Source organism: Mycobacterium sp., assembly GCF_025965855.1.
GTDB lineage: Bacteria > Actinomycetota > Actinomycetes > Mycobacteriales > Mycobacteriaceae > Mycobacterium.
Genome location: NZ_JAOPWB010000075.1, coordinates 1 through 22,791, shown reverse-complemented (window position 1 = coordinate 22,791; position 22,791 = coordinate 1). Strand labels below are relative to the sequence as shown.

20 protein-coding genes and 2 pseudogenes are annotated in these 22,791 nt (G+C 66.0%); 10 read left to right on the top strand and 12 right to left on the bottom strand.

The window, feature by feature from the left end; all coding sequences use genetic code 11:
• The first annotated feature begins 116 nt into the window (after positions 1 to 116).
• Positions 117 to 923, top strand: a complete 807-nt coding sequence (locus JWP83_RS05395) for a TetR/AcrR family transcriptional regulator C-terminal domain-containing protein (protein WP_297726851.1) — start codon at positions 117 to 119, stop codon at positions 921 to 923.
• 180 nt (positions 924 to 1,103) lie between these two features.
• On the opposite strand, the gene JWP83_RS05390 is transcribed toward JWP83_RS05395, so the two are convergent.
• Both JWP83_RS05390 and JWP83_RS05385 read right to left on the bottom strand, forming a co-directional pair.
• Positions 1,104 to 2,009: an enoyl-CoA hydratase/isomerase family protein gene (locus JWP83_RS05390; RefSeq protein WP_297726848.1), complete on the bottom strand. Its 906-nt coding sequence runs from the start codon at positions 2,007 to 2,009 to the stop codon at positions 1,104 to 1,106.
• The gene (locus JWP83_RS05385; protein WP_297726845.1) at positions 2,006 to 2,689 is read right to left on the bottom strand and encodes a hypothetical protein; all 684 of its coding nucleotides are present in this window, start codon (positions 2,687 to 2,689) and stop codon (positions 2,006 to 2,008) included. Before JWP83_RS05385 ends, JWP83_RS05390 begins: the two co-directional genes overlap by 4 nt.
• Positions 2,690 to 2,820: 131 nt before the next feature.
• Between JWP83_RS05385 and JWP83_RS05380 the strand changes: the two genes are divergently transcribed.
• From JWP83_RS05380 to JWP83_RS05355, 6 genes are read left to right on the top strand one after another with little or no spacing between them, the layout of a single operon-like run.
• Positions 2,821 to 3,642 carry an enoyl-CoA hydratase-related protein gene (locus tag JWP83_RS05380; RefSeq protein WP_297726842.1) on the top strand — a complete coding sequence of 274 codons (822 nt, stop codon included), beginning with the start codon at positions 2,821 to 2,823 and terminating at the stop codon, positions 3,640 to 3,642.
• A 10-nt stretch (positions 3,643 to 3,652) separates the two neighbouring features.
• Positions 3,653 to 4,465 carry an enoyl-CoA hydratase/isomerase family protein gene (locus tag JWP83_RS05375; protein WP_297726839.1) on the top strand — a complete coding sequence of 271 codons (813 nt, stop codon included), beginning with the start codon at positions 3,653 to 3,655 and terminating at the stop codon, positions 4,463 to 4,465.
• Positions 4,465 to 5,256, top strand: coding sequence for an enoyl-CoA hydratase/isomerase family protein (locus JWP83_RS05370; RefSeq protein ID WP_297726837.1), 792 nt, complete (start codon positions 4,465 to 4,467; stop codon positions 5,254 to 5,256). The genes JWP83_RS05375 and JWP83_RS05370 overlap by 1 nt, the downstream gene beginning before the upstream one ends.
• Entirely contained in the window at positions 5,256 to 6,728 is a 1,473-nt protein-coding gene (locus JWP83_RS05365; protein ID WP_297726835.1) for a class I adenylate-forming enzyme family protein, read from the top strand. Before JWP83_RS05370 ends, JWP83_RS05365 begins: the two co-directional genes overlap by 1 nt.
• The gene (locus tag JWP83_RS05360) at positions 6,718 to 8,271 is read left to right on the top strand and encodes a class I adenylate-forming enzyme family protein (protein WP_297726902.1); all 1,554 of its coding nucleotides are present in this window, start codon (positions 6,718 to 6,720) and stop codon (positions 8,269 to 8,271) included. Before JWP83_RS05365 ends, JWP83_RS05360 begins: the two co-directional genes overlap by 11 nt.
• Positions 8,264 to 9,796, top strand: a complete 1,533-nt coding sequence (locus JWP83_RS05355; RefSeq protein ID WP_297726833.1) for a class I adenylate-forming enzyme family protein — start codon at positions 8,264 to 8,266, stop codon at positions 9,794 to 9,796. Before JWP83_RS05360 ends, JWP83_RS05355 begins: the two co-directional genes overlap by 8 nt.
• On the opposite strand, the gene JWP83_RS05350 is transcribed toward JWP83_RS05355, so the two are convergent.
• From JWP83_RS05350 to fabG, 6 genes are all read right to left on the bottom strand, one after another.
• On the bottom strand, positions 9,793 to 10,155 hold the full coding sequence (locus JWP83_RS05350; protein ID WP_297726831.1) for a hypothetical protein: 363 nt from the start codon (positions 10,153 to 10,155) through the stop codon (positions 9,793 to 9,795). The two genes, JWP83_RS05355 and JWP83_RS05350, sit on opposite strands and share 4 nt — an antisense overlap.
• Before the next feature lie 69 nt (positions 10,156 to 10,224).
• Positions 10,225 to 10,917, bottom strand: coding sequence for a GntR family transcriptional regulator (locus JWP83_RS05345; protein ID WP_297726829.1), 693 nt, complete (start codon positions 10,915 to 10,917; stop codon positions 10,225 to 10,227).
• Between the two features lie 4 nt (positions 10,918 to 10,921).
• Positions 10,922 to 12,115 (bottom strand): acyl-CoA dehydrogenase family protein, encoded by a 1,194-nt coding sequence (locus JWP83_RS05340; RefSeq protein ID WP_297726826.1) that lies wholly within the window; start codon positions 12,113 to 12,115, stop codon positions 10,922 to 10,924.
• Positions 12,112 to 13,314: a CoA transferase gene (locus JWP83_RS05335; RefSeq protein ID WP_297726824.1), complete on the bottom strand. Its 1,203-nt coding sequence runs from the start codon at positions 13,312 to 13,314 to the stop codon at positions 12,112 to 12,114. Before JWP83_RS05335 ends, JWP83_RS05340 begins: the two co-directional genes overlap by 4 nt.
• Positions 13,311 to 14,537 carry an acetyl-CoA C-acetyltransferase gene (locus tag JWP83_RS05330; protein WP_297726822.1) on the bottom strand — a complete coding sequence of 409 codons (1,227 nt, stop codon included), beginning with the start codon at positions 14,535 to 14,537 and terminating at the stop codon, positions 13,311 to 13,313. The genes JWP83_RS05335 and JWP83_RS05330 overlap by 4 nt, the downstream gene beginning before the upstream one ends.
• A 15-nt stretch (positions 14,538 to 14,552) precedes the next feature.
• Entirely contained in the window at positions 14,553 to 15,293 is a 741-nt protein-coding gene (fabG, locus tag JWP83_RS05325) for a 3-oxoacyl-ACP reductase FabG (RefSeq protein ID WP_297726820.1), read from the bottom strand.
• Between the two features lie 132 nt (positions 15,294 to 15,425).
• On the opposite strand from fabG, the gene JWP83_RS05320 reads away from it, so the two are divergent.
• Both JWP83_RS05320 and JWP83_RS05315 read left to right on the top strand, forming a co-directional pair.
• A complete protein-coding gene (locus JWP83_RS05320; RefSeq protein ID WP_297726818.1) occupies positions 15,426 to 16,598 on the top strand; it encodes an acyl-CoA dehydrogenase family protein in 1,173 nt (390 codons plus the stop codon).
• Positions 16,599 to 16,703: 105 nt separating this feature from the next.
• Positions 16,704 to 17,129, top strand: coding sequence for a pyridoxamine 5'-phosphate oxidase family protein (locus tag JWP83_RS05315; protein ID WP_297726816.1), 426 nt, complete (start codon positions 16,704 to 16,706; stop codon positions 17,127 to 17,129).
• Here the strand turns inward: JWP83_RS05315 and JWP83_RS05310 are convergent.
• The 4 genes and pseudogenes from JWP83_RS05310 to JWP83_RS05295 form a co-directional block, all read right to left on the bottom strand.
• Positions 17,126 to 18,203 (bottom strand): annotated as a pseudogene (locus JWP83_RS05310) (phosphotransferase family protein). The gene JWP83_RS05315 and the pseudogene JWP83_RS05310 sit on opposite strands and share 4 nt — an antisense overlap.
• A gap of 221 nt (positions 18,204 to 18,424) precedes the next feature.
• A pseudogene (locus JWP83_RS05305) lies at positions 18,425 to 19,181 on the bottom strand (siderophore-interacting protein); the annotation flags it as partial.
• Positions 19,182 to 19,404: 223 nt separating this feature from the next.
• On the bottom strand, positions 19,405 to 20,637 hold the full coding sequence (locus JWP83_RS05300; RefSeq protein WP_297726814.1) for a fatty acid desaturase: 1,233 nt from the start codon (positions 20,635 to 20,637) through the stop codon (positions 19,405 to 19,407).
• A 10-nt stretch (positions 20,638 to 20,647) separates the two neighbouring features.
• A complete protein-coding gene (locus JWP83_RS05295) occupies positions 20,648 to 21,775 on the bottom strand; it encodes a ferredoxin reductase (RefSeq protein ID WP_297726812.1) in 1,128 nt (375 codons plus the stop codon).
• A 275-nt stretch (positions 21,776 to 22,050) separates the two neighbouring features.
• Here JWP83_RS05295 and JWP83_RS05290 point away from each other — a divergent pair.
• Positions 22,051 to 22,791: NAD(P)H-binding protein (locus JWP83_RS05290; protein WP_297726811.1), on the top strand; the 741-nt coding region annotated here is incomplete at its 3' end.

The window sequence follows — 22,791 nt, the reverse complement described above, 5'->3', positions numbered from 1 at the left end:
AGCCTACGATAGGTATTACAGTAGCAGACGGAAACGCGACGACACGCAAGCGTATACGCAGGTCAGAGAGGAACTGCCGGTAGATTCCAGTTTACCGGTGGCACGGCTAGATCGTGATGGAGGTGCCCGTAGTGGCAAAGCAGGCAACCGCTGATAAGCGTCAACGACGCGAACGCGGATCCATCAATCCCGACGACATCATCAGCGGCGCATTCGAACTCGCGGAGCAAGTATCCATAGACAACCTGAGCATGCCGCTACTCGGCAAACACCTGGGCGTGGGCGTCACCAGCATCTATTGGTACTTCCGCAAGAAGGACGATCTGCTCAACGCGATGACGGACCGCGCCCTGAGCAAGTACGTGTTCGCCACTCCCTACGTCGAGGCCAGCGACTGGCGCGAGACGTTGCGCAACCATGCGCGCTCGATGCGTAAGACGTTCATGGGCAACCCAATTCTGTGCGACCTGATTCTGATTCGCGCCGCTCTCAGCCCGAAAGCGGCGCGGCTGGGCGCCCAGGAGATGGAGCGCGCGATCTCCAATCTGGTGGAGGCCGGCCTATCCCCCGAGGATGCCTTCGACACCTACTCGGCGGTTTCGGTGCACGTGCGCGGTTCGGTGGTGCTACACCGGCTGTACGAGAAGAACCAGACTCCGGACAGCGGTCCGCGCGCCATCGAGGACGCCGTGGCCATCGATCCGGCGACCACCCCGCTGATCGCCCAAGTGACCGGGCAGGGGCACCGCATCGGGGCACCCGACGATACCAACTTCGAATTCGGCCTGGACTGCATCCTCGACCACGCCGGCAGTCTGATCGAGAAGGGCGGCAAAGGCGGCAAGTCGGCGCCGTCCCGGCAGCGCAAGGCCGCCAAGTCGCCCGTCCAGCGGGGGCGGACCAAGGCGACCGCGACGCGGTAACTGCCGTCAAGTCACATTCGCCACATGGATCTCTGCCGGAGGGGACATGCTTTGTGCCCGTCTCACAGCGACAAGTCCGTTAGATGCGGAGCGGCGTCCCCAACTGTCGCTGGGAGGCGGGCAAATTGTCGCTCTCTCGCCTGTTGAATCTGGTGTGGCAGAGGTAAATTGACGCGGCCATTACGCTTGCGTTTCCGGGGGCTCCCCCACGTGGAAATGCTCGTCACGTAGCCGGAACGCTTCCTTCGCACCATGCTGTGCGCGCGCTTTGACGAAGTTGAATTCGCCCGGTGCGAATTGCAGGTTGGTGCCGAAGGCGTGAAAAAGGTAGCTCGCGACTTCCTCGCCGTGGTACGCCTGGGTCTGCTCGACAAGGCGGAACGCTTCCTTGGCAATGACGACTCCGTCGGCGGGCATCTTCGCCGCCTTCTCGGCCCAGTACCGCGCCCGCGCCGTAACCGCGCCGGGATCGCATGTGTCGGTGAAGATTCCGAGATGCTCGATCTCACCGGCCTCGATGATGTCACCGGTCAACAGCAGACGCCGGGCCAGCACCGGTCCCAGCCGGTGGAAGAACATGTGCAGGCTGCCGAGGGCCGGGCCGAGGAAGCGGGTTGCCGGCATGCCGATCTTCGTGTCCCGCGCGATGACCGAGATGTCGGTCATCAACGCGATCTCGAAGCCGCCGCCGAGTGCGTAGCCGGCGATCTCCCCCACCGTTACCTTCGGGAAGCCCATAAAGTTGTGGTAGAAGCCAAACGACTTGCGGTCCACGGTAAGTCGTCTGCGCTGACTGGGCCGGCGCTTGGCCGCCGCGTCATCGGACGCCTTGGTCTCGTCGCCGTACCAGCCGTACGCGTTGTTCATGTCGGCTCCGGTGGAAAAGACTCCCTCGGCTCCCCGCAACAGCACCACCGTGAGGTCGTCGTCGTCGGCCACGTGGTCCAGGCAGCGGGCGACGGCCTCGCGCATCGTGGCGTCATAGGAGTTGCGTTGCTCGGAGTTGTTCAGCGTGATCGTCGCGATGCGCCGGTCGCGGTCGACGTCAAAGAGCACGCGGTCGTCCGAAACGCCGGAGGCGCTCATCTATCGGACTCCCTTCGCCGCCTGCCGAACTTGAATCCGGTCAGGGTCTCGGGCGGCGACGCCAACGTGTTGACCTCGCCTTTGCACAGCACTTCGTCGTCGAGCAGCAGCCGCGCCGTCGACGCGATGCCCCGTTCGACTTGCGAGCGAACTATGTCGAAGCGCAGGTCGGTCAGCACCGGCGTGGGCCGGCGGAAGCTGACTAGCAAGGACCGGGTCTTGCCGGAAAAGCCGGTGACGCAGTTGTGGTGCTGGATCACGGAGTCGAAGAAGACGCCGAGGAAACCGCCGTGCACCAGTCCCGGCGGCCCCTCGTAGACCAGCGGGAAGCACACAACACCGCCGGCCTTTTCGGCATCGAGCTGGTCGAACCGGTATTCGGGAAAGCAGGGGTTGTAGGCGCCGATGTCGGTGGCGTGGTTGAGGTAGACGCGCCGGGGATCGTCGGCGATCTCGCCGATTCGCGGTGCGTTGTCCGCCGGGGCCGCGGCGGCCAACTCGCCTTCCCACTCGGCGAACTTCGCGAGCATGATGTCCACGCTGGGGTGCGGGTGCTCGAGAGATACCAGCAGTGAGCTCAGGCGCCGCATGGCGGTCGCCGCCGCCACCGTCTGCGCGAGGGGCGCCTCGCCGAATTTGGCGTCGCCGGCGAGCGGCGAGGCTGCTGCGCGCTCAACCATGCGTTCCTCTTCTCGCCGGGTTCCGCCAGGGTATTTCCGTCGTCAGCGTTTCCTTGCTAACTTATACCCCGTACCAATCGTATTGCCTACTGTATGGGTAACCGTATCGGCGGAGAGAGGCCGGGTAGACGGTGAGTCACGAGGCCGACGCGGCCGGCGCCGAGGGGTCGGTCACCGCGTGCCGGGAAGGCGCGGTCTTGCGGGTCGCCCTGAATCGCCCCGTGCGGCGTAATGCGTTGACGCACTTGATGATCGGCGAATTGGTTGATGCGCTGACCGATTCCGCCGCCGACGATTCGTTGCGCGCGATCCACATCCGAGGCGAGGGAGACGACTTCTGCGCCGGTGCCGACTGGGTGGCCGCCAATGATCCCGGCGGGCAACGTCCCCGCGCCGGCGATCTGGTGCGGCGGATCCCCCACGCCGCCCACCGAGTGATCGAACTCGTCGCGAGCGTTCAGCTGCCGGTGGTCTGCAGCGTTCAGGGATGGGCCGTGGGGTTTGGCTGCAACCTCGCACTCGCCGCCGACTTCACCGTCGCCGCCAGCGACGCGGTGTTCTGGGAACCGTTCGTTGACCGAGGCTTCAGCCCGGACTCGGGCTCCTCCTGGCTGCTGCCCCGACTGGTCGGTCTGGTGCGGGCCAGGCGGATGCTGCTGCTGGGGGAGAAAGTGAGCGCGACGGACGCGGCCGATTGGGGACTGATCCACCAAGCGGTAAGCCGGCCCGAACTCGACGACACGGCCGAGAGGCTGCTGGAGCGGCTGGCCTCCGGGCCGACCGCCGCGATCGGGTTGGCCAAGCAGGCCCTGACCTTCGGTCAGCACGCGACGCTGAGCCAATCCATGACGCAGGAGCTATTCAATCTGGAACTCTCGTGTCGGACGGGCGATTTCAAAGAGGGACTGGAGGCGTTTCGGCAACGACGTGCGCCAAAGTTCCGTGGCAGATGAGGGAGCACGGATGCCTACCGACTCGTTCGACACCATCAACTACGACGTCGACGGGCATACGGCCATCATCACACTGAACCGTCCCGAGGCGCTCAACGCTCTGAGCCCGCATATGATCACCGAACTGCGCGCCGCCTACGGGGATGCCGAGAACGACGAGAACGTGTGGCTGCTCCTGGTCACCGGCACCGGCCGCGCGTTCTGCACAGGGGCCGACGTCAAAGCCATCCCCGAAGACGGCAAGGTGATCTACGAACGGCCGTACCTGTCGACATACGACCAGTGGGAGGCACCGCAGGAAGGCACGCCGCCGTTTCGCACCATGGCCAAGCCGGTGCTGACCGCCGTCAACGGACTGTGCTGCGGCGCCGGCATGGACTGGGTCACTACGACGGACATCGTCATCGCATCCGAGCAGGCGACCTTTTTCGATCCGCACGTCAGCATCGGGCTGGTGGCCGGACGCGAATTGGTGCGGCTATCCAGGGTCTTGCCCCGCTCGATCGCCCTGCGGATGGCCTTGATGGGTAAGCACGAGCGGATGAGCGCACAACGCGCCTACGATCTCGGATTGATCAGCGAAGTCGTCGAGCACGACCGCCTACTGGACCGGGCCCACGAGATCGCCGACATCGTCAACTCCAATGCGCCCCTGGCGGTGCGCGGAACCCGGCTGGCCATTCTCAAGGGCCTGAATGTGCCGCTGCACGAGGCCGAGATACTCGCAGAGACCTTCCGCGAGCGCGTGCTGCGAACGGAGGACGCGCGGGAGGGCCCCAAGGCCTTCGTCGAAAAGCGGAAACCGAATTGGCAGTGCCGCTGATGAGCTCCACCTTTGAAACCATCCTGCTCGAGGTCAACGCGGACGACCATGTCGCCACCATCACGCTGAATCGGCCGGAGCAGCTAAACGCGTTCAACCGCACCATGTGTGAGGAAATGGCTCGGGCCTGGCGCGCGGTCAAACTTGACGAGGCGGTGCACGCGGTGGTGCTGCGGGCGGCCGGCAGCCGGGCGTTCAGCGCCGGTCTGGACATCAAGACGCCGTACGGCCAGCCGGAAAACGTGTGGAACCACGAGGATCCGGGCGAAGCGCTGAGCCCCAAGTGGCAGAAGATGTGGAAACCCGTGGTGTGCGCCGTTCAAGGCATGTGCACCGCGGGCGCCTTCTATTTCATCAACGAAGCCGACGTCGTCATCTGCTCAGACGACGCAACCTTTTTCGACTCACACGTGTCGGCCGGCCTGGTGTGCGCGTTGGAGCCGATCGGCCTGATGCGGCGCATCGGTCTGGGCGAGACATTGCGCATGGCCCTGATGGGCAACGACGAGCGGGTCGGGGCCGACACCGCTCTGCGCATCGGATTGGTTTCGGAGGTGGTCTCCCCCGACAGGCTGTGGAAGCGGGCCCGCGAGATCGCCGCGACGATCGCCGCCAAGCCACCATCGGCGACCCAGGGCACCGTGAAAGCGATCTGGGAGTCGCTGGACAAGCCCTACCGCGCCGCCTTGGAGCAGGGACTCATCTACACCCGTCTGGGCAACCCGCTCGGCACCGCGGAATTGGCCACCCAGCAAGGCGAGATCGGTGCACGCGAACCGGAGATCCGCTGATGGCCCGTCACCCGCTCAGCCGGCGCATCGCCGATGTGCTCGATCTGCAGCCCGACTCGTACGCGATCGAGTATGAGGATCAATGGATCTCGTGGCGCGAAGTGGGCGACGTGGCACGCCGCGTCGCATCCCAGGCCGCCGACCACGCGGGCGTCGGCATGCTGTTGCGCAACCGGCCCGGTCACGTCGCGTCCTTCCTCGGGGTACTGCTGGGCGGCGGAACCGTCGTCGCCATCAACCCGGCTCTCGGCGACGACCGCACCAGGGCCGACATCGCCGCGCTCCGGCTGCCGTTGATCATCGGCGAACCCAACGACTTGGCGACGCTGGTCCCGACGGGGACCGCGACGCTGGCGATTACGGGTTCTTCCGTCGACGCCCGTGGGCGAGCCTGCGACACCGAAGGATCCGCCGCACGGCCCGGCGTGGCGGTGCGGATGCTGACGAGCGGAACGACCGGGCCGCCCAAACGAATCGACCTCAGCTACGAGATGCTGGCGCGCAGCGTGATGGGCCCCGACCCTGAAAGTGCCCCGGCGCCAACGAAGCTGCGACGCGGCGTCGCGATCGTCAACTCGCCGCTGGTGCACATTGGCGGCGTGTTCCGGGTGCTGCAGTGCATCGCGGAGGCCAGATCCTTTGTGCTACTGGAACGCTTCGAGCTCAAGGCATGGGCCGTGGCGGTGCGCAGCCACCGGCCGGGCACGGTATCGCTGGTGCCGGCCGCACTGCGGACGGTGTTGCACTCCGACCTGACGCGGGCCGATCTGGAGAGCATCCGTGCCGTCACCTGCGGCACCGCCCCGCTTTCGCCTGACGACGCCGACGCCTTCACCGAGAAGTACGGCATACCGGTCCTCACCTCTTATGCCGCAACGGAATTCGGCGGTGGCGTCGCCGGCTGGACCCTCGCGGACTACCGAGAGTACTGGCGAGCCAAGCGTGGCAGCGTAGGCCGGGCCAACCCGGGCGCGCGGCTGCGGGTGGTCGACGACGAGGGCACGACGCTCGGGCCGGACCGGGTCGGCCTGCTGGAGGTCAAGCCGGGACAACTGGGGCCATCGGCGACGTGGACGCGAACCACCGACCTGGCCCGCATCGACGAGGACGGCTTTGTCTGGATCGTCGGACGGGCCGACCAAGCGATCATCCGCGGCGGGTTCAAGGTGATGCCCGACGACGTACGGGTCGCGCTGGAGGACCATCCTGCGGTGGCGGGCGCCGCCGTGGTCGCGCGATCCGACGAACGCCTCGGGGAGACGCCGGTCGCGATGGTGCAACTGCGCGAGCCCGCGTCCGCCGACGCCGACACGCTGGTCGAATACCTGCGAACGCGACTGGCGCGCTACGAAATCCCCACCGAGATCGCGATCGTCGACGCGATCCCCCGAACCCCGTCGGGTAAGGCCGATCTCAGCGATGTCAGGCTCTATTTCAGTGACTCCGCCGCCCATCGCGACCATGCCCAGTGACGCTCCCACGGTCCCCGGAATCCTGCGGCATCAGGCTCGCTCGCGCGCGGACCACCCGCTTCTCGTCTGCGATGGCGACCGCATCAGCTATGCCGAGGCCGATCGGCGCTCGGCGGAGCTTGCCCGCGGACTGATCGCGCAAGGGGGCGGCAAGGGCACCCATGTGGGGCTGCTCTACCCGAACGGCACCGAGTTCGTCGTCGGGATGCTCGCGGCGGCGCGAATCGGCGCGGTGGTGATTCCGTTCTCCACGTTCGCCACCGCTCGCGAGCTGCGCGAGCAGCTGATGGACAGCGATGCCGAAATCCTCTTGGCCACCGCGTCCTTCCGCTCCCATGACTACGTGCAGCGACTCGCGGAGGTGCTATCGCATGCTGAGCCGGACAACGATGAGCGGCTGTTCGTTACCGCTACACCGCAGTTGCGCCATGTCATAGTCAATCCCGAACGCGTGTACCGGCTTGCCAGGTCCGTCGACCCGGCGCTCCTTGATGCGATGGAAGACGACGTCGACGGCTGCGATCCGCTGGCGATCGTGTACACGTCGGGCTCCACCAGCGCCCCGAAGGGAGTGGTGCACACGCACGCCGGCCTGCTCGGACACCAGCGAAACCTCAACGCAATCCGCGGCCTGACGACGGCGGACAAGCTGTTCTGCAATTCGCCGTTCTTCTGGATCGGCGGGTTCGCCTTCGGCCTGCTGGCAACCTTGGTCGCCGGGTCGACGCTGGTGTGCTCCAACGCCGGTGACCCCGGTCAGACGCTGGACTTGCTGGAAGCCGAAAAGCCGACGATGGCCAATGGTTTCGCCGCCGGCATCGCCTACCTCGCCGATCACCCGAGCTTCGCCGGACGCGACCTGTCGTCGATGCGCCGGGGCAACCTGTACCCGATCATGGATCCCGCCGCCCGCCCGGCCGATCCGGAGTTGCGGCACAATATGCTGGGCATGACCGAAGCCGGCAGCGTCCTACTGATCAGCGACGATGAATCCGACCAACCCGAAAGCCGCCGCGGATCGTTCGGCAAGCCGGCGCCCGGATTCGACGCCATGATCCTGGACCCGGACGCCTCGGGCGTCGGTGAACTGTGCATCCGCGGGCCCTACGTGATGCAGCGGTATTACAAACGCAGCCGCGAAGAGTGCTTCGACGCCGACGGCTGGTTCCACACGGGCGATTTGGTGCGCACCGATGACGACGGATTCTTCTATTTCGTCCGCAGGCTCAGCGCGATGCTCAAAACGGCGGGCGCCAACGTATCGGCGGCCGAGGTCGAGAAGGCCATCGCCACGGTGACCGGCGGCGCGGTCGCCCACGTCGTGGGCATTCCGGATGCCCAGCGTGGCCAGCTGGTCGCCGCGGTCGTGGTGACGCCGGACGGCGCGACCTTCGACGAGGCGGCGTTGCGCGAGCGGCTCAAGGGGGAGCTGTCTTCCTACAAGATCCCCAAGCGGTTCATCGCCTTGGCACACAACGAAATACCATTGCTGTCCAGCGGGAAGGTCGACTCGCAGCGACTGGGAAGGCTGTTCGATGCCTGACCGCACCATCGATCAACTGGTGCGGTCCCGCGCCGCGCGGCACGGCGCGAAGCCGATGGCGATCGACCCGGCGGCCCGAATCAGCTATCGCGAACTGGACGCCACCACAGCCGACTTGGCCGCGGTCTTCGTCGAAGCAGGCGTGGGCAAGGGCGCCCGGGTCGGGCTGATCATGCCCAACAGCGCCCGCTGGGTGCAGGTGGCGATCGCCCTGACTCGCATTGGCGCCGTGCTGGTTCCGCTGAGCACGCTGCTGCAGGCCGGCGAGCTGGTCGCGCAGCTGCGGACCGCTTCGGTTCAATTCCTGGTCAGCGTCGAGGAATTCCGTGGCCACCGCTACCTGGACGACCTGCATTTCGTGCTGCGGCGCGAACTTCCCGCCTTACGCCAGGCCTGGCCGGTCGACCGCCTCGCCCATACCGTTCCCAGCGAGCCGGCCCGCCGGATCGTCGGCGCCATGACAGAGGCGGTCACCCCCGCCGACCCCCTGGTGATCATGTTCACCTCGGGCAGCAGCGGAGCACCCAAAGGGGTCGTGCACTCCCACGGCAGCGCGCTGACCGCGGTGCAATCGGGCCTCGCAGCGCGCTGCATCACGTCCGACACCCGCCTATATCTGCCCATGCCATTTTTCTGGGTGGGTGGCTTCGGGAGCGGAATCTTGTCCGCGCTGCTGGCGGGCGCCACGCTGGTGACCGAGGAAATACCGCGGCCCGAGACCACCCTGCGGCTACTGGAAACCGAGCGGGTCACGCTGTTTCGGGGGTGGCCCGATCAGGCCGAAGTGCTGGCCCGGCACGCGGACCGGGTCGGTGCCGATCTGTCGGCGTTGCGGCCGGGGAGCCTGGAAGCCCTGCTGCCCCCCGAGCAGCGGGCTCAACCGGGCGCGCGGGCCACGCTGTTCGGCATGACGGAAGCGTTCGGGCCGTACTGCGGCTACGCCGCCGACACCGACATGCCCCCGACCGCGTGGGGCAGTTGCGGAAAACCGTTTCCCGGCGTGGAGGTTCGCATCGTCGACCCGGACGGCGGCGAGCCGGTCCCGCCCGGATCCGTTGGGGAAATCCAGATCCGGGGACCACACACGCTGCGCGGCGTCTGCCGTCGCGGCCGAGAAGAGCTGTTTACCCCGGACGGCTTCTACCCCTCCGGCGACCTCGGCCACCTCGACGAGGGCGGGTTCCTGTTCTACCACGGCCGATCCGACGACATGTTCAAGGTCAGCGGCGCAACCGTGTACCCGAGCGAGGTGGAGCGGGCGCTGCGCGCGATCGACGGCGTCCAGAATGCCTACGTCACCAACGTGCCCGGACTTGCCGGCGGAAGGGTGGGCGCTGCGGTGGTATGCAGCAGCGCATTGACCGCGGACCAGTTGCATGAGTCGGCCCGAAAGTTGCTGAGCGCCTTCAAGATGCCGAAATTATGGCTGTTGCTGGAATCCGATGACGACGTTCCGCGCGGCGCCACCGGCAAGGTCGACACCCACCGCCTGCGGAAGATGCTGGTCGAAGCGAATCAGCCTTAAGGAACCCGCGTCCAGGGTTGACAGTTCTGCGACTCGAAGGCCTTAACCGCAGAGTTGACATTCGCGTACATCGGGCCGATAGAGGTATTCGTCTGGAGTGCATGGTCCTTGTTCGCATCAGGCGTGCTGTACGTGAACCACGAGCACATTGAGTCCTGGGTCGGCACGTTATTTATCCAAACCCCGAAGGCCGACCCCGACCCGCCCGTGTGGTAGAGGCCCGGTGCGATGTCAGGCCCCACGACAAAGACACCATTGCCGGGGATCGGGTCGACCGGGTCAGCGACCGCCGGCGGCGCGAGGACGATGGCTGTCAGAGTCGCAACGAATAGAGCCGATGCGCGAATCGTTCGGGGCACTTTTCCTCGCTCTATGTTGTTGCCCCCTGAAAAAGCAGCCTATGCCCTGGCGTGCCTCACCAACAACACCTATCCCGGCGGCGGACGGCTCGCATCGATGACCACGCCTCGGGCAGTCAGGTGATCGATCAGCGGAACGGCGCCCGCGGCAAGATGTTCCGACATCGCCGCCCGCGCCAGCTCGTGGTCATGCTTTTTGAGGGCGGACAAGATCCGGCGATGGTCCTTTATCGACTGTTCCGGCCACCCCTCGATGGCGGGGAACACCGATTCCGGTGCGTAACGGGTGATCTGCGACATCAGCTGGGCGAGCTTGGGCGAGTCCGCGGCGACATTGATGGCGCGGTGAAATTCGTGGTTGAGACGGACGGTCCGCTCGTTGTCGTCACCGGCATAGGCCTCTTCGAGCTCGGCCTGGATCTGTTTGAGTTCGCGCACCTGCTCACCCGTGATGTTGATTGCGGCCCGCGCGGCCAGCTCCCCTCCGACGTAGCCCTGCACGTTCGCGACGTCGGTGACGTCCCGCCCGGTGACCGGCAGCACCACAAAACCGCGGCGCGGCTGCTGCGCGATCAACCCTTCCGCACGCAGTGCGAAGAGCGCCTCGCGCACCGGCGTTACGCTGATTCCCAGCTCCGCGGCCAGTTGGTCCAGGCGCACATAGGACCCGGCCGCGTACGTGCCGTCGAAGATCCGTCTGCGGATGAAGCGCGCGACATCGTCGGAAAGTTGTGGGCGCGCAGCGAAATCCGGAATGGTCATCGCCTCACACCTGATACTCGGCGAGTAATCGCTTGCTGATGATGGATTTCTGGATTTCGCTGGTTCCCTCGCCGATGAGCAGGAACGGAGCGTCGCGCATCAGCCGTTCGATCTCGTATTCCTTGGAGTAGCCGTAGCCGCCGTGGATCCGGAAGCTCTGCTGGGTAACTTCCGAGCAGTATTCGCTGGCAAGGTATTTGGCCATGCCGGCGGCGACGTCGTTGCGCTCACCGGAATCCTTCAACCGCGCCGCGTTGACCATCATCAGGTGTGCCGCTTCCACTTTGGTCGCCATCTCGGCCAACTGGAACGCGATGGCCTGGTGTTCGGCGATCGGCTTGCCGAAGGTGTGCCGCTGCTGGGCGTAACGCACCGCGAGTTCGAAGGCGCGGATGCCGACGCCACACGCGCGCGCCGACACGTTGACTCGGCCGACTTCGATGCCGTCCATCATCTGGAAGAAGCCCTGCCCGGGCGTATCACCGAGGATGTCGTCGGCGCTTGCCCGGTAACCGTCGAAGATGAGCTCGGTGGTGTCGATGCCCTTGTAGCCCAGCTTGTCGATCTTGCCGGGTATCACCAGGCCCGGCACGACCTCGCCGAACCCCGTCGGCTTTTCGACGAGGAACGCGGTGAGGTTGCGATGCGGCCTGTCCGCGCCTTCGTCGGTGCGCACCAGCACCGCCACCAGCGTCGAACTGCCGCCGTTGGTCAGCCACATCTTCTGGCCGTTGATGGTGTAGCCGCCGTCCGCGTCGCGCTGGGCACGGGTTCGGATCGCGGCGACGTCGGAGCCCAGCTCCGGCTCCGACATCGAAAACGCGCCACGCGACTCGCCGGTTGCCATGCGCGGCAAAAACCGCTGCTTTTGCGCGTCGGTGCCGTGCTGGCGCAGCATGTAGGCCACGATGAAGTGCGTGTTGAGCACCCCGGACACGCTCATCCAGCCGCGCGCCAGTTCCTCGACGCAAAGCGCGTAGGTCAGCAGCGACTCCCCCAGCCCGCCGTATTCCTCGGGAATCATCAGACCGAACAGGCCCATATCCCGCATCTGATCGACGATGTCCTGTGGGTAAGCATCGTCGCGCTCCAGTTGCTGCGCGTTGGGAATGACTTCCTTCTCGACGAATTGCCGTACGGTGGCGACGATCTCGGTCTGGAACTCGGTCAGGCCGAGGGTTTGGGCGAGTTTGGTCATGCGCTGTGTGTCCCTATCGTCTTGGCGCTCGTCAGGCGCGCGATGTCCGCGGTCGTCAACCCCAAGCGCTGGGCGAGCACCTCGGCCGTGTCTTGTCCCAGGGCGGGAGCCGGCGCGCTCGCGGGATGCGTGCCGTCGAACGCGACCGGCATGCCGGGGGCGAAATAGTCCCCGACGCCCGGTTGGTGCAGCCGGGAAAATAGCGGGTTGGCGGTCACCTTCGCGTCCGCGGCGGCCTCGGCGAAGGTGCGGTACCGCTCGAACAACACGGTGCTGCCCGACAGGGCGGCGGTGACCTCGTCGGCCGTGTGATCGGCGAACCAGGTCGCGAACAGCCCCGACAGGGCGTCACGGTAGCGATAGCGGTCGCCCTCCGAGCCGAAGTCCACGCCCAGCGCCTCCGCGAGCGCCGACACCGCGGCACCCGTGCCGGTCACCTCGACGAGGTCACGAAAGTGCCGGCCGGTCAAGGTGACAACCATGAAACCGACCCCGTCGCGGCTGGCGAAGTCCTGCCCGTATTGGCCGTAGATGGCATTGCCGAGCCGCTGGCGTTGCGTCCCATTGACCTGAGGCTCGGTCAGCAGCCCCAGGTTTCCCGCCGTGGCAAGCGCGACATCCTCCAGCGCGAGACTAATGCGCCCGCCCACCCCGCTCTGGTCGCGGCGCCGGACGGCGGTGACGACCGCCAGCGCGGCGTACAGGCCGCAGCACACGTCCCAGGCCGGCAGCACGTGGTTGATCGGGCCGGCGTGCTCGGCCGGACCGGTGACGAGCGGGAACCCGACGCCCGCGTTGACGGTGTAATCCACCCCGGTGGACCCGTCGCCGCGTCCGAGCAGTTGGACGTGGATGACGTCGGACCGCTTGGCGGCCAACAGATCGTGGCTGAGCCAGGACAGCCCGGCGGCGTTGGTGACGACGATGCCGTCACCCTCGACTATCAGCCGCTGGACCAGCTCCTGGCCCCCGTCCGAGCGCAGATCGATGGTGGCCGAACGCTTCCCCTTGTTCAGGCCGGTCCAGTAGATCGACGTGCCGCCGGCCGCCAGCGGCCATCGCTGTACGTCGGAGGCGCCGCCGATCGGGTCAACCCGGATCACCTGCGCGCCAAGCTGAGCCAGGGTCATGCCGCACAGCGGTGCGGCGACGAAACTGGACACCTCCACGACGGTGATGCCGCTCAGGGGACCGTTCACGACGAGGCGACCCGCTCGAAGACCGCCGCCAGCCCCTGGCCGCCGCCGATGCACATGGTCTCCAGCCCGTAGCGCGCCCGGCGGCGGTTGAGTTCGCGCGCCAGGGTCGCCAGCATCCTGCCGCCGGTCGCACCGACGGGATGGCCCAGCGAGATTCCCGACCCGTGCACGTTGGTTCGGTCGTGGTCGGCGGCGCCGAAATTCCATTCGCGCATCACCGCAAGCGCCTGCGCGGCGAAGGCTTCGTTCAGCTCGATGACGTCGATGTCGGACAGCTGCAGGCCCGCCTTGGCCAGGGCCACCTCGGTCGCCGGCACCGGGCCGATGCCCATGATGCTGGGCGCCACGCCCGCCGACCCCCACGACACCATCCGGACCAACGGTGTCAGGCCGCATTCGGCCGCTTTCTCGGGCGTGGTCACCACGCACATCGACGCCGCGTCGTTCTGTCCGCTGGAGTTGCCGGCCGTAACCGTCGCCTCCGGATCCTCGCCCAGCAGAACGGGTTTGAGCTTGCTCAGCAACTCCACCGACGTGTCGGCGCGCGGGTGCTCGTCGGTGTCGATCAATTCCTCGCTTTGCCGCGTGCGGACCAGGACCGGAATGATCTCCTCCCCCATCAGGCCGTCCTTTTGCGCGGCCACCGCACGCTGGTGCGAGCGCACGGCGAGCTCGTCCTGGTCGAGGCGCGAAATTCTGTACTGGCGGCGCACGTTCTCGGCGGTCTCCAGCATCCCGCCCGGCACCGGGTAGTGCCGGCCGCCGGCGGTCGCGCGTCCCCGCGCCAGCCCGTCGTGCACCCGGACACCGCCGCGGGCGCCGCCCCACCGCATGTCGGTCGAGTAAAAAGCGACGTTGCTCATGCTTTCGCAACCGCCCGCGATGACGAGATCGTGGTCGCCGTTGCCGACCTGCAGGCACGCCTGGATCACCGCCTGCAGGCCCGACCCGCAGCGCCGGTCGACCTGCATGCCTGGAACCGTCACCGGCAGGCCGGAATCCAACGCCACCACCCGCCCTATCGCCGGCGCTTCGCTGCTGGGATAGCAGTGGCCGAGGATGACGTCTTGCACGGCCTCGGGCGAGAGCCCGGTCCGCTCGAGTAGCCCTTTGAGGGCGGCCACGCCCAGGTCGACGGCGGTCAGCGACTTGAACATTCCGCCGTAGCGGCCGATGGGCGTGCGGACGGGCTCACAAATGACGGTCTGGCGCATATTCACCATTCCATTCCGGTCCACTCAGATGTGCCGGCCGCCCGTGACTTCCATCACGGTGCCGGTCATGTACGAGGACAGATCGGAGGCCAGGAACAAGGCCACCGTGGCGACCTCGCTGGGCTCCCCGGCGCGGCCCATGGGAATCTCGGCCACCTTTTCGTCCCAAATCCGTTGCGGCATAGCCTCCGTCATGGCCGACCGAATCAGGCCGGGAGCGATCGCGTTAACCCGCACCCCAAGGTAGGCAAGCTCTTTGGCCGCGGCCTTGGTCATCCCGACGATCCCGGCCTTGGCCGCGGAATAGTTGGTCTGGCCGACCATGCCGACCTTGCCCGACACGGATGACATGTTCACGATGGCGCCGCGCTTATTTTCCCGCATGATCGCCGCCGCCAGCCGGATGCCGTTCCACGTTCCCTTCAGGTGCACGTCGATGACCTGATCGAACTGCTCTTCGGTCATCTTGCGCATCGTCGCGTCGCGGGTGATTCCGGCGTTGTTGACCATGATGTCCAGGCCACCGAAGCGCTCGACGGCGGTCTGGATCAAGGTTTCGACCTCGGCCGCTTGAGTCACATCGCAGCGGACCGCCAGCGCCACCTCCTCGCCTCCCAGCTGCTTGGCCGCGGCTTGAGTCGCCTCGAGATTGACGTCCCCGAGCACGACCCGCGCTCCCTCGGCGACGAATCTCTCCGCTATCGCGAAGCCCAGGCCTTGTGCACCACCTGTGACGACTGCAGTCTGACCGTCCAGCAACGACACGTGAATCCCGCCTCCCTTGCTTTGCTCCCGCCATGGGGTACCCGATGGTCGAATATCATATTTCATATAGGATCGTGGCCGACGCCGGGTGGGTGAACCCGAGCGATAAGTGCCAAAGAGGAGCCTCTGCCCATGACGAGCGCCGAAGTCCAGGAAGTGCCCGACGAAGACTTCCGGGAGATCCTCGCCCAGACCCGTCACTTCGTCCGCAGCGCCGTCGTCCCGCGCGAGCAAGAGATCCTGACGGATGACCGGGTGCCGGACGATCTGCGCGACCAGGCCAAGAAGATGGGTCTGTTCGGATATGCGATCCCCCAGCGGTGGGGCGGCCTCGGCGTGAATCTCATCCAAGACGTCGAGCTGGCAATGGAATTGGGATACACCTCGCTCGCGGTGCGATCGATGTTCGGCACCAACAACGGCATCGCCGGACAGGTTCTCGTCGGCTTCGGCACCAACGCACAGAAGGGCCGCTGGCTGGAGTCGATGGCCTCCGGCGAGGTCGTCGCCTCCTTCGCGCTGACCGAGCCCGGCGCGGGATCGAACCCCGCGGGCCTGCGCACCAAGGCCGTGCGCGACGGTGACGACTGGGTGATCTCCGGTGACAAGCGCTTCATCACCAACGCGCCCGTCGCCAACCTGTTCGTGGTGTTCGCGCGAACCAGACCGGCCGACGACCAGGGGCCGGGGATCGCCGTGTTCCTGGTTCCCGCCGACGCCGCGGGCGTTCAGGTGGGCGCCAAGGACGCGAAGATGGGCCAGGAGGGCGCGTGGACCGCCGACGTCGGCTTCAGCGACGTCCGCGTCGGAAGCGACGCGCTGATCGGAGGCAGTGAGGACATCGGTTACCGAGCGGCGATGACCTCCTTGGCGCGCGGCCGGGTGCACATCGCCGCCCTCGCGGTAGGCGCTGCCCAGCGCGCGCTCGACGAATCGGTGGCGTATGCCGCGACCGCGACGCAGGGCGGGACGCCCATCGGAAGCTTTCAACTGGTGCAGGCGATGCTCGCCGACCAGCAGACCGGGGTGCTGGCCGGGCGCGCGCTCGTCCGCGACGCCGCGCGGGCGTGGGTCACCAATCAAGACCGCCGGATCGCGCCCTCGGCGGCCAAGCTGTTCTGCACCGAAATGGCCGGCAAGGTCGCCGATCTCGCGGTGCAGATCCACGGCGGCAGCGGCTACATGCACGGCGTTCCCGTCGAACGCATCTATCGCGACGTGCGGCTGCTGCGGCTCTACGAGGGCACCAGCGAGATCCAACGTCTGATCATCGGTTCGAACCTCGTCAAGGCGGCGCAGCGATGAGCGGCAGGTTAGCGGGGCGGGTGGCTTTCATCACCGGGGCGGCGCGCGGCCAGGGCCAGGGGCCATACCGGGAATAGCCCTTGGGGATTGGCGTTCATAGTGCCCATGAGAAGTCTCAGCGAAGCCGAACGTCAGGAGTTCCTCGCCGCCAAGCACGTCGCGGTGCTGTCCGTCGCCGCCGACGGCCGGCCCCCGGCCAGCGTCCCGATCTGGTACGACTACACGCGCGATGGAAACATCCGGGTCAACACCGGGTCCGCTAGCCGCAAGGCGAGGCTCATCGAGCGGGCCGGCGCGGTGACGCTGGTGGTTCAGCACGAGGAGCCGCCGTATCAATACGTGGTGGTTGAGGGCACGGTCGTCGATACGACCAGACCGGCCCCGGCCGACGTCCAGGAAGCCATCGCCATCCGTTACCTCGGCGAGGAAGGCGGGCGCGCGTTCGTCCGCAGCATGGAGGGCGTTGACGAGGTGCTGTTCACCATCCGCCCCGACCGGTGGCTCACCGCCGATTTCACCGGCGACCTCTAACCGATCAATTCCAGCGTCCCCAGCTCGCGGATGGCCCGACAGCCGCGGCTCAGCATGGCGAGCACCATGTCGTCGCCGCGCTCGGTGGCGGCCGCGAAGGCGAACCCCAGCGCCGAGATCAGCGGCGCCTGCAGCACGCCGAGCCGGTAATCACGCCAGCACGTTTCGCGGTCATAGTCGGTGACCGCGCAGCTCGTTAACGCGCGGTGATAGTCGGCAACGAGGCCTTCTTCTATGCTTGCGCGCAGGTTGCGAGTTCAGGCTGGTCGCGGTGAAGTACGCGAGATCCCTGGCCGGCAGGCCCACGCCGAGCGTCTGCCAGTCGACCACGCTGACCCGCGTTCGGTCCGGATCGAACAACATGTTGTCCAGCCGATAATCCCCGTGCAGCAGGGCAAACCGGTCATACTCGGCCAGCAGCCAAGGCGCCACCAAATCCATTGCCGCACTGAAGGTCTCGCGGTCCGCGCGGCTCATACGATCGCCCAGCTTCTCGAGCGCGATCTCGGCGCTCATCTTCGCCACCTCGCCCATGCCGTTGGCACCGGCTTCGTCCGGCCGCGCAAACGCGATGCCCGGAAAATCCAGCCAGAATGGATCGCACCAGCTGGGCGCGTGCAGGCCGGCCAGAGCGGTAACCGCAAGGCGCGCTTCGGCTTCACCACAGCCGGCGAGCTGGTCGCCCTGCACCGCCGGCGCTTGATCGGCGAGCAGCAGGGCAAAATCCATTGCGTCCTCGGTGATCTCGCAGTAAAAGCACTGCGGTGTCGGCACCTGCACCCGATCGGCCACTGACGAGTAGAAGGCGCATTCGCTGCGATAGCCGATGACGACGCGGTCGCGCACCGTGTCGTCCTGCGCCGGCAGCTTGATCACAAAGGTCTGCGGCAGATCACCGGGATCCGTCGCGTAGCCGGCCGTCACCCGGTAGGTCGCGCCGGTCTGGCCGGTGCCGATCGCAACCACGTCGACGCCCGATACCTCGACGGGTGCGCGGCGTTCGCTGAGCGCGGCCGACAACCATTCGGGGGTCACGTCGCCGGGGTACCGCGGAATCGACACCACAGCACTCATAAGCAGGCCTCCAGCATTCCCACGGGCAACTGACCGATCAACTGTAAGGCATACCGCAAGAGCCGCGGTCAATCATGCTGACCTATTCGGCGAAGATGCGCCATTCGGTGGCGTCCCGCTGCTGCCGCCAAAATTCTTCGAAACGTCCACCCGCGGCCATCTGCTGCAATGCCTTCCGCCTGCCTGTCATCGGGCACCCGCGGGGTAGCGACGGGGGTTTCCGGCTCGTCTCCGCGGCGAGTGCCCATCGCTCGCCCGGCGCTCCAATAGGCCTGGGCGTGTATCGCGGACTTGGGAAACCCGAACTCGTCGCGCAGCCGCCTTCGGACATGCTTAAGGGTCGCGGCCTCTGGTGTCGCCCACACATACCAGTCCGACCAGTCCTGACGTTCGATCGCCGCGGCCAGCGACTTTTCGTCGCGCCGCGCAACCCAATGCGCCCGCAGCCGGGGATGTTCGGCGACCGGGATCAGCGTGTCGTTGTCGTCGTGCTGCTCGAGGTACATCTCGATCGCGACGTCGTCGGGGGCGGTTGCGACGATTCCGTTCATCGCCGGGATCGATGCCGAGTCCCCGATGAGCAGGTAGCCGGCCGGAGACTCGTCCGGTGCGTCGAAGCGAGACGAGCCCATCAGCGACATGGCCGCGACCGTCGTGCCGGGTTGCACGGTCTGCGCCCACGACGACGCCGGGCCGGCTGGGTCGTGCAGCACAATGTCGACCGCGAACCTGCCGGCGGTGACGTCCGCCTCGGAGATCGTGTATGCGCGCTGGAACTCGGTATTCGACCCGCCCGGGTCGGGAAACCAGAACCGCAGCCACGCCGCCCGGTTCGGCCTTCACTTCTTCGAACAATGTCGGCGACACCATGCGCACACGCACGAAATGTGGCGCAATCCGAACAGTTTCGATCACGGTTGCCATGTGGTCGCGGGCGCCGAAACTCCGTAAAATTACACCCTGCAATCCGCGCGCCATCAGCGGTACTCTCCCGGGCCGCTGAGTTCCGCCGCGACCTCGCTGATCGGATGACTCGGCGGCACCGCCACAATAAAAGGAGGTCGCCCTCCCCGACAGGACGCGACGAACTGCATCTGGCACCCTTCAGCTAGTAGGTTACCCACAAACTAAGGGTTGCCTTACCAAAGGTCAAACCTCGGGGACTCCATCGGGCTGTCGACCGGCGAGGGCGCGGGGTTTGCTACGCCGACAAGTCACACGAACGCAGCTCACGCAGCGCGGTGCGCAGGCCGCGTCGTTTGCCCGTACCCGGATCGATGAAGCTCTCGCGAAGCCCCGCGCGGACGCGAAACTTCAGCTCCGAGCGCGTCTCCCGGGCGTCGTCGCGGGTCGCCTTGAGCAGCTTGTCGGGCAAGGCGAGTTTGAGAATCGTCCAGAACGACTGCATGTACTGGCGGCCAAGGGATCCCGTGGTGTACGGCAGGTCGTACTTGTCGCACAGCTCGCGCACCCGCACGCCGATCTCCGCGTAGCGATTGCTGGGCAGGTCCGGGAAGAGGTGGTGTTCGATCTGGTAGCACAGGTTGCCGCTGATGAACGCCATGAAGGGCCCGGCGTTGAAGTTCGCCGAACCGAGCATCTGGCGCAGATACCACTCCCCCTTGGTCTCGTTCTCGAACTCCTCGACGGTGAATTTCTCTGCGCCGTCGGGAAAATGGCCGCAGAAGATCACCATGTAGGACCAGTAGTTACGGATGAGGTTGGCCGTCAGGTTGGCTTTGAGGGTGTGCTTCCAGTTGCGCCCGGTCAGCGCGGGAAAGACCAGGTAGTCCTTGCCGGCCTGCTTGGCCACCTTCTTGCCGATCACTCGCAGGTCCTTGCGGGCTTCGGCCCAGGTCTTCTGCTTTTTACGAATCTTGACCGTTTCGATGTGGTGCAATGCGACGCCCCACTCGAACAGCGTTCCCAGCAACAGGTTGTAGACGGGGTTGCCCAGCATCCAGCCTTCCCAATGTTGGTCGCGGGTGACACGCATGATCCCGTAGCCGACGTCGCCGTCGAGGCCGACGACGTTGGTGTACTTGTGGTGGACGAAGTTGTGGGAGTGCTTCCACTGCACGCTCGGGCAGGTGGTGTCCCACTCCCACTCGGTGGAGTGGATTTCCGGATCGTTCATCCAGTCCCACTGGCCATGGGTGATGTTGTGGCCCAGCTCCATGTTTTCGATGATCTTTGCCGTCGCGAGCATCGCGGTGCCAGTGATCCACGCCAGCTTGTCTCTGCTGGCGAACAACGCAATTCGCCCACCCGCGGCAAGCGCGCGCTGCAGCTGAATCGATCGGCGGATATACCGGGCGTCGCGCTCACCCCGAGACGCCTCGATGTCGGCGCGAATCGTGTCCAGTTCGTGAGCGAGCTGCTCGACATCCTCAGTGGTCAGGTGTGCGTATTCCTTGATGTCGGTGATTGCCATTCGTTTCCCCTTAGATCTTGATGGTGCAGTTTCCGGACGCCGTGGAGATGCAGGTCTGGATGCGGTCACCTTCGCGGTGTTCGATCCCCGACCTGAAGTCGCGGACGTGCCCGGATTCCAGCGGAAGCACGCACGTCTGGCAGATGCCCATCCGGCAGCCGAAGGGCATCTGGATCCCCACTTTTTCACCGGCTTCCAAAAGCGATGTGGCGCCGTCTATCTCGATGGTCTTGTCTGATATGGCGAAGGTAACCGTTCCCCCTTCGCCGCCCTTGTCGGTGGCGGCGATGGTGAAGCGCTCCAGGTGCAGTTGATCGCTGCAACCGGCGCCCTTCCAAACCTCTTCGACCGTGTCCAGCAGGGCGGGCGGCCCGCACACCCAGGCCGGGCGCTCCCGCCAGTCGGCCACGATGTCGGCGAGATGCTCGAAATCAATATGACCCTGAGTCTGCGTGAGCTGCAGGTGGAGTCGATAGCCCTGCTGGGTGTTTTCGAGCTCGCGCAATTCGTCTTGAAAGATCACCTCGTCCGTGCCGGGCGCCGAATGAATGTGCGCGATGTCCGCGTGTTGCCCGCGGGACCTGAGGGTGCGCAGGATGGCCATCACCGGGGTGATTCCGCTTCCGGCGGTGATGAACAGGATCTTCTGCGGCGGCGGGTCGGGCAGCGCGAAGTCTCCTTTGGGGGAGGCCAGGCGCACGATGGTGCCCGGTTTGACGCCGTTGACCAGGTGGGTCGACAGGAAACCCTCGGGGGTGGCCTTGACGGTGATGGTGAGGTTCTTGTTGTCGCGCCTCGGGATCGACGTCAACGAATAGGAGCGCCAATGCCATCGGCCGTCGATGCGCAATCCGATTCCGACGTACTGGCCTGGCGTGTACCGCCCCGAAAAGCCCCAGCCGGGCTTGATCGTGACGGTGGCCGAATCGGCGGTTTCGGGGTGCACGTCCACGATGAGGCCGCGCAACTCCCGCGCTGACCACAGCGGATTGAGCATCTTGAGATAGTCGTCGGGCAACAGCGGGGTGGTCGCCCGGGCGGCCAACCCCCGAGGCACGTTGACCCAGGACTTGGCAGTCTGGACGCCTTTCGCGGGAGCTGTGCTCCATCGAGCGAGGCTACGAAGCGGAGAACCCATAAGTCATTCCCGTGGTCTGATCGAAGTTACCGTCAATCGATTGATTCGCGGTTCCCGATGGGCTTCCCAAACCTGCCGTTCAATAAACACATGTTCGCTGAACCGTGCTCCGTGATCGGCGGCTTGGCCCCGAAAATCTCGTTTACCTGGCCATTTACCCCTCATATACGTCTCGGTACGCCGTTGCACACAGGATCATTCGTGTGCACCGACCGGTCTCGGCACGCCCGCGGGTCTAGGATCAGCTCCAAACCCGTTGAGACAAAGGTGTTTTCATGGCAGAGCCACGCAGCTACCTCGTCACGGGCGCCGGCGGCGGTGTCGCGGGTATCAGTCCGCAGGTGGTGACCCAACTGCTCGGCCGGGGCGAGGCGGTTCGGGCGATGGTGCACCGCGACGACGCTCGCGCCGACGCACTGCGCGCCCAAGGCGCCGAGGTGATCGTCGGTGACCTGACGAACCCGGTCGACGTCTTCGCGGCGATGTCCGGCATCGACAGGATGTTCTTCAACATGAGCGTCTCACCGGATTACCTGCAGGCCACCACCGTGGTGTGCGTCGCCGCGGAGGAGCTCGGCGGCCTGGAAGTGTTGGTCAACATGTCGCAGATGACGGTCTCCCAGATGACCGCCACCAGCACGGAGGAATCCAAACACCAACGCCTGCATTGGCTCGCCGAGCGCGTCATCAATTGGTCGCGCGTGCCGGCGGTGCACATCCGGCCGACCGTCCTGCTCGATAACCCGCTCTTCGCGACGTTGGCCGCCCGCTCGATCCGAGAAACCGGATGCTTGTCCCTGCCGTTCGGACTCGGCCGCACGTCCCCCGTCGCATCCAGCGACGTCGCCGATGTCATCACCGCGGTGCTGACCGCGCCGCGGGGCCACCTCGGCGCGGTTTATGAATTGACCGGTCCCGCAACGCTTGACGTCGACGAGCTCGCCGAGCAATACGCCCAAGCCCTGGGCCGTCCCGTCGCCGCGGTTCGGCCGAAAAACGACGAGTGGCTACACGAA

What these genes read in the sequence shown, in the direction of transcription:
- JWP83_RS05300 (WP_297726814.1), bottom strand. Translation starts at nt 20,637, where the DNA reads ATGGCAATCACCGACATCAAGGAATACGCACACCTGACCACTGAGGAT.
- JWP83_RS05395 (WP_297726851.1), top strand. Translation starts at nt 117, where the DNA reads ATGGAGGTGCCCGTAGTGGCAAAGCAGGCAACCGCTGATAAGCGTCAA.
- JWP83_RS05330 (WP_297726822.1), bottom strand. Translation starts at nt 14,537, where the DNA reads ATGGTGAATATGCGCCAGACCGTCATTTGTGAGCCCGTCCGCACGCCC.
- JWP83_RS05375 (WP_297726839.1), top strand. Translation starts at nt 3,653, where the DNA reads ATGCCTACCGACTCGTTCGACACCATCAACTACGACGTCGACGGGCAT.
- JWP83_RS05295 (WP_297726812.1), bottom strand. Translation starts at nt 21,775, where the DNA reads ATGGGTTCTCCGCTTCGTAGCCTCGCTCGATGGAGCACAGCTCCCGCG.
- JWP83_RS05320 (WP_297726818.1), top strand. Translation starts at nt 15,426, where the DNA reads ATGACGAGCGCCGAAGTCCAGGAAGTGCCCGACGAAGACTTCCGGGAG.
- JWP83_RS05390 (WP_297726848.1), bottom strand. Translation starts at nt 2,009, where the DNA reads ATGAGCGCCTCCGGCGTTTCGGACGACCGCGTGCTCTTTGACGTCGAC.
- JWP83_RS05370 (WP_297726837.1), top strand. Translation starts at nt 4,465, where the DNA reads ATGAGCTCCACCTTTGAAACCATCCTGCTCGAGGTCAACGCGGACGAC.
- JWP83_RS05360 (WP_297726902.1), top strand. Translation starts at nt 6,718, where the DNA reads ATGCCCAGTGACGCTCCCACGGTCCCCGGAATCCTGCGGCATCAGGCT.
- JWP83_RS05345 (WP_297726829.1), bottom strand. Translation starts at nt 10,917, where the DNA reads ATGACCATTCCGGATTTCGCTGCGCGCCCACAACTTTCCGACGATGTC.
- JWP83_RS05315 (WP_297726816.1), top strand. Translation starts at nt 16,704, where the DNA reads ATGAGAAGTCTCAGCGAAGCCGAACGTCAGGAGTTCCTCGCCGCCAAG.
- JWP83_RS05385 (WP_297726845.1), bottom strand. Translation starts at nt 2,689, where the DNA reads ATGGTTGAGCGCGCAGCAGCCTCGCCGCTCGCCGGCGACGCCAAATTC.
- JWP83_RS05340 (WP_297726826.1), bottom strand. Translation starts at nt 12,115, where the DNA reads ATGACCAAACTCGCCCAAACCCTCGGCCTGACCGAGTTCCAGACCGAG.
- JWP83_RS05365 (WP_297726835.1), top strand. Translation starts at nt 5,256, where the DNA reads ATGGCCCGTCACCCGCTCAGCCGGCGCATCGCCGATGTGCTCGATCTG.
- JWP83_RS05355 (WP_297726833.1), top strand. Translation starts at nt 8,264, where the DNA reads ATGCCTGACCGCACCATCGATCAACTGGTGCGGTCCCGCGCCGCGCGG.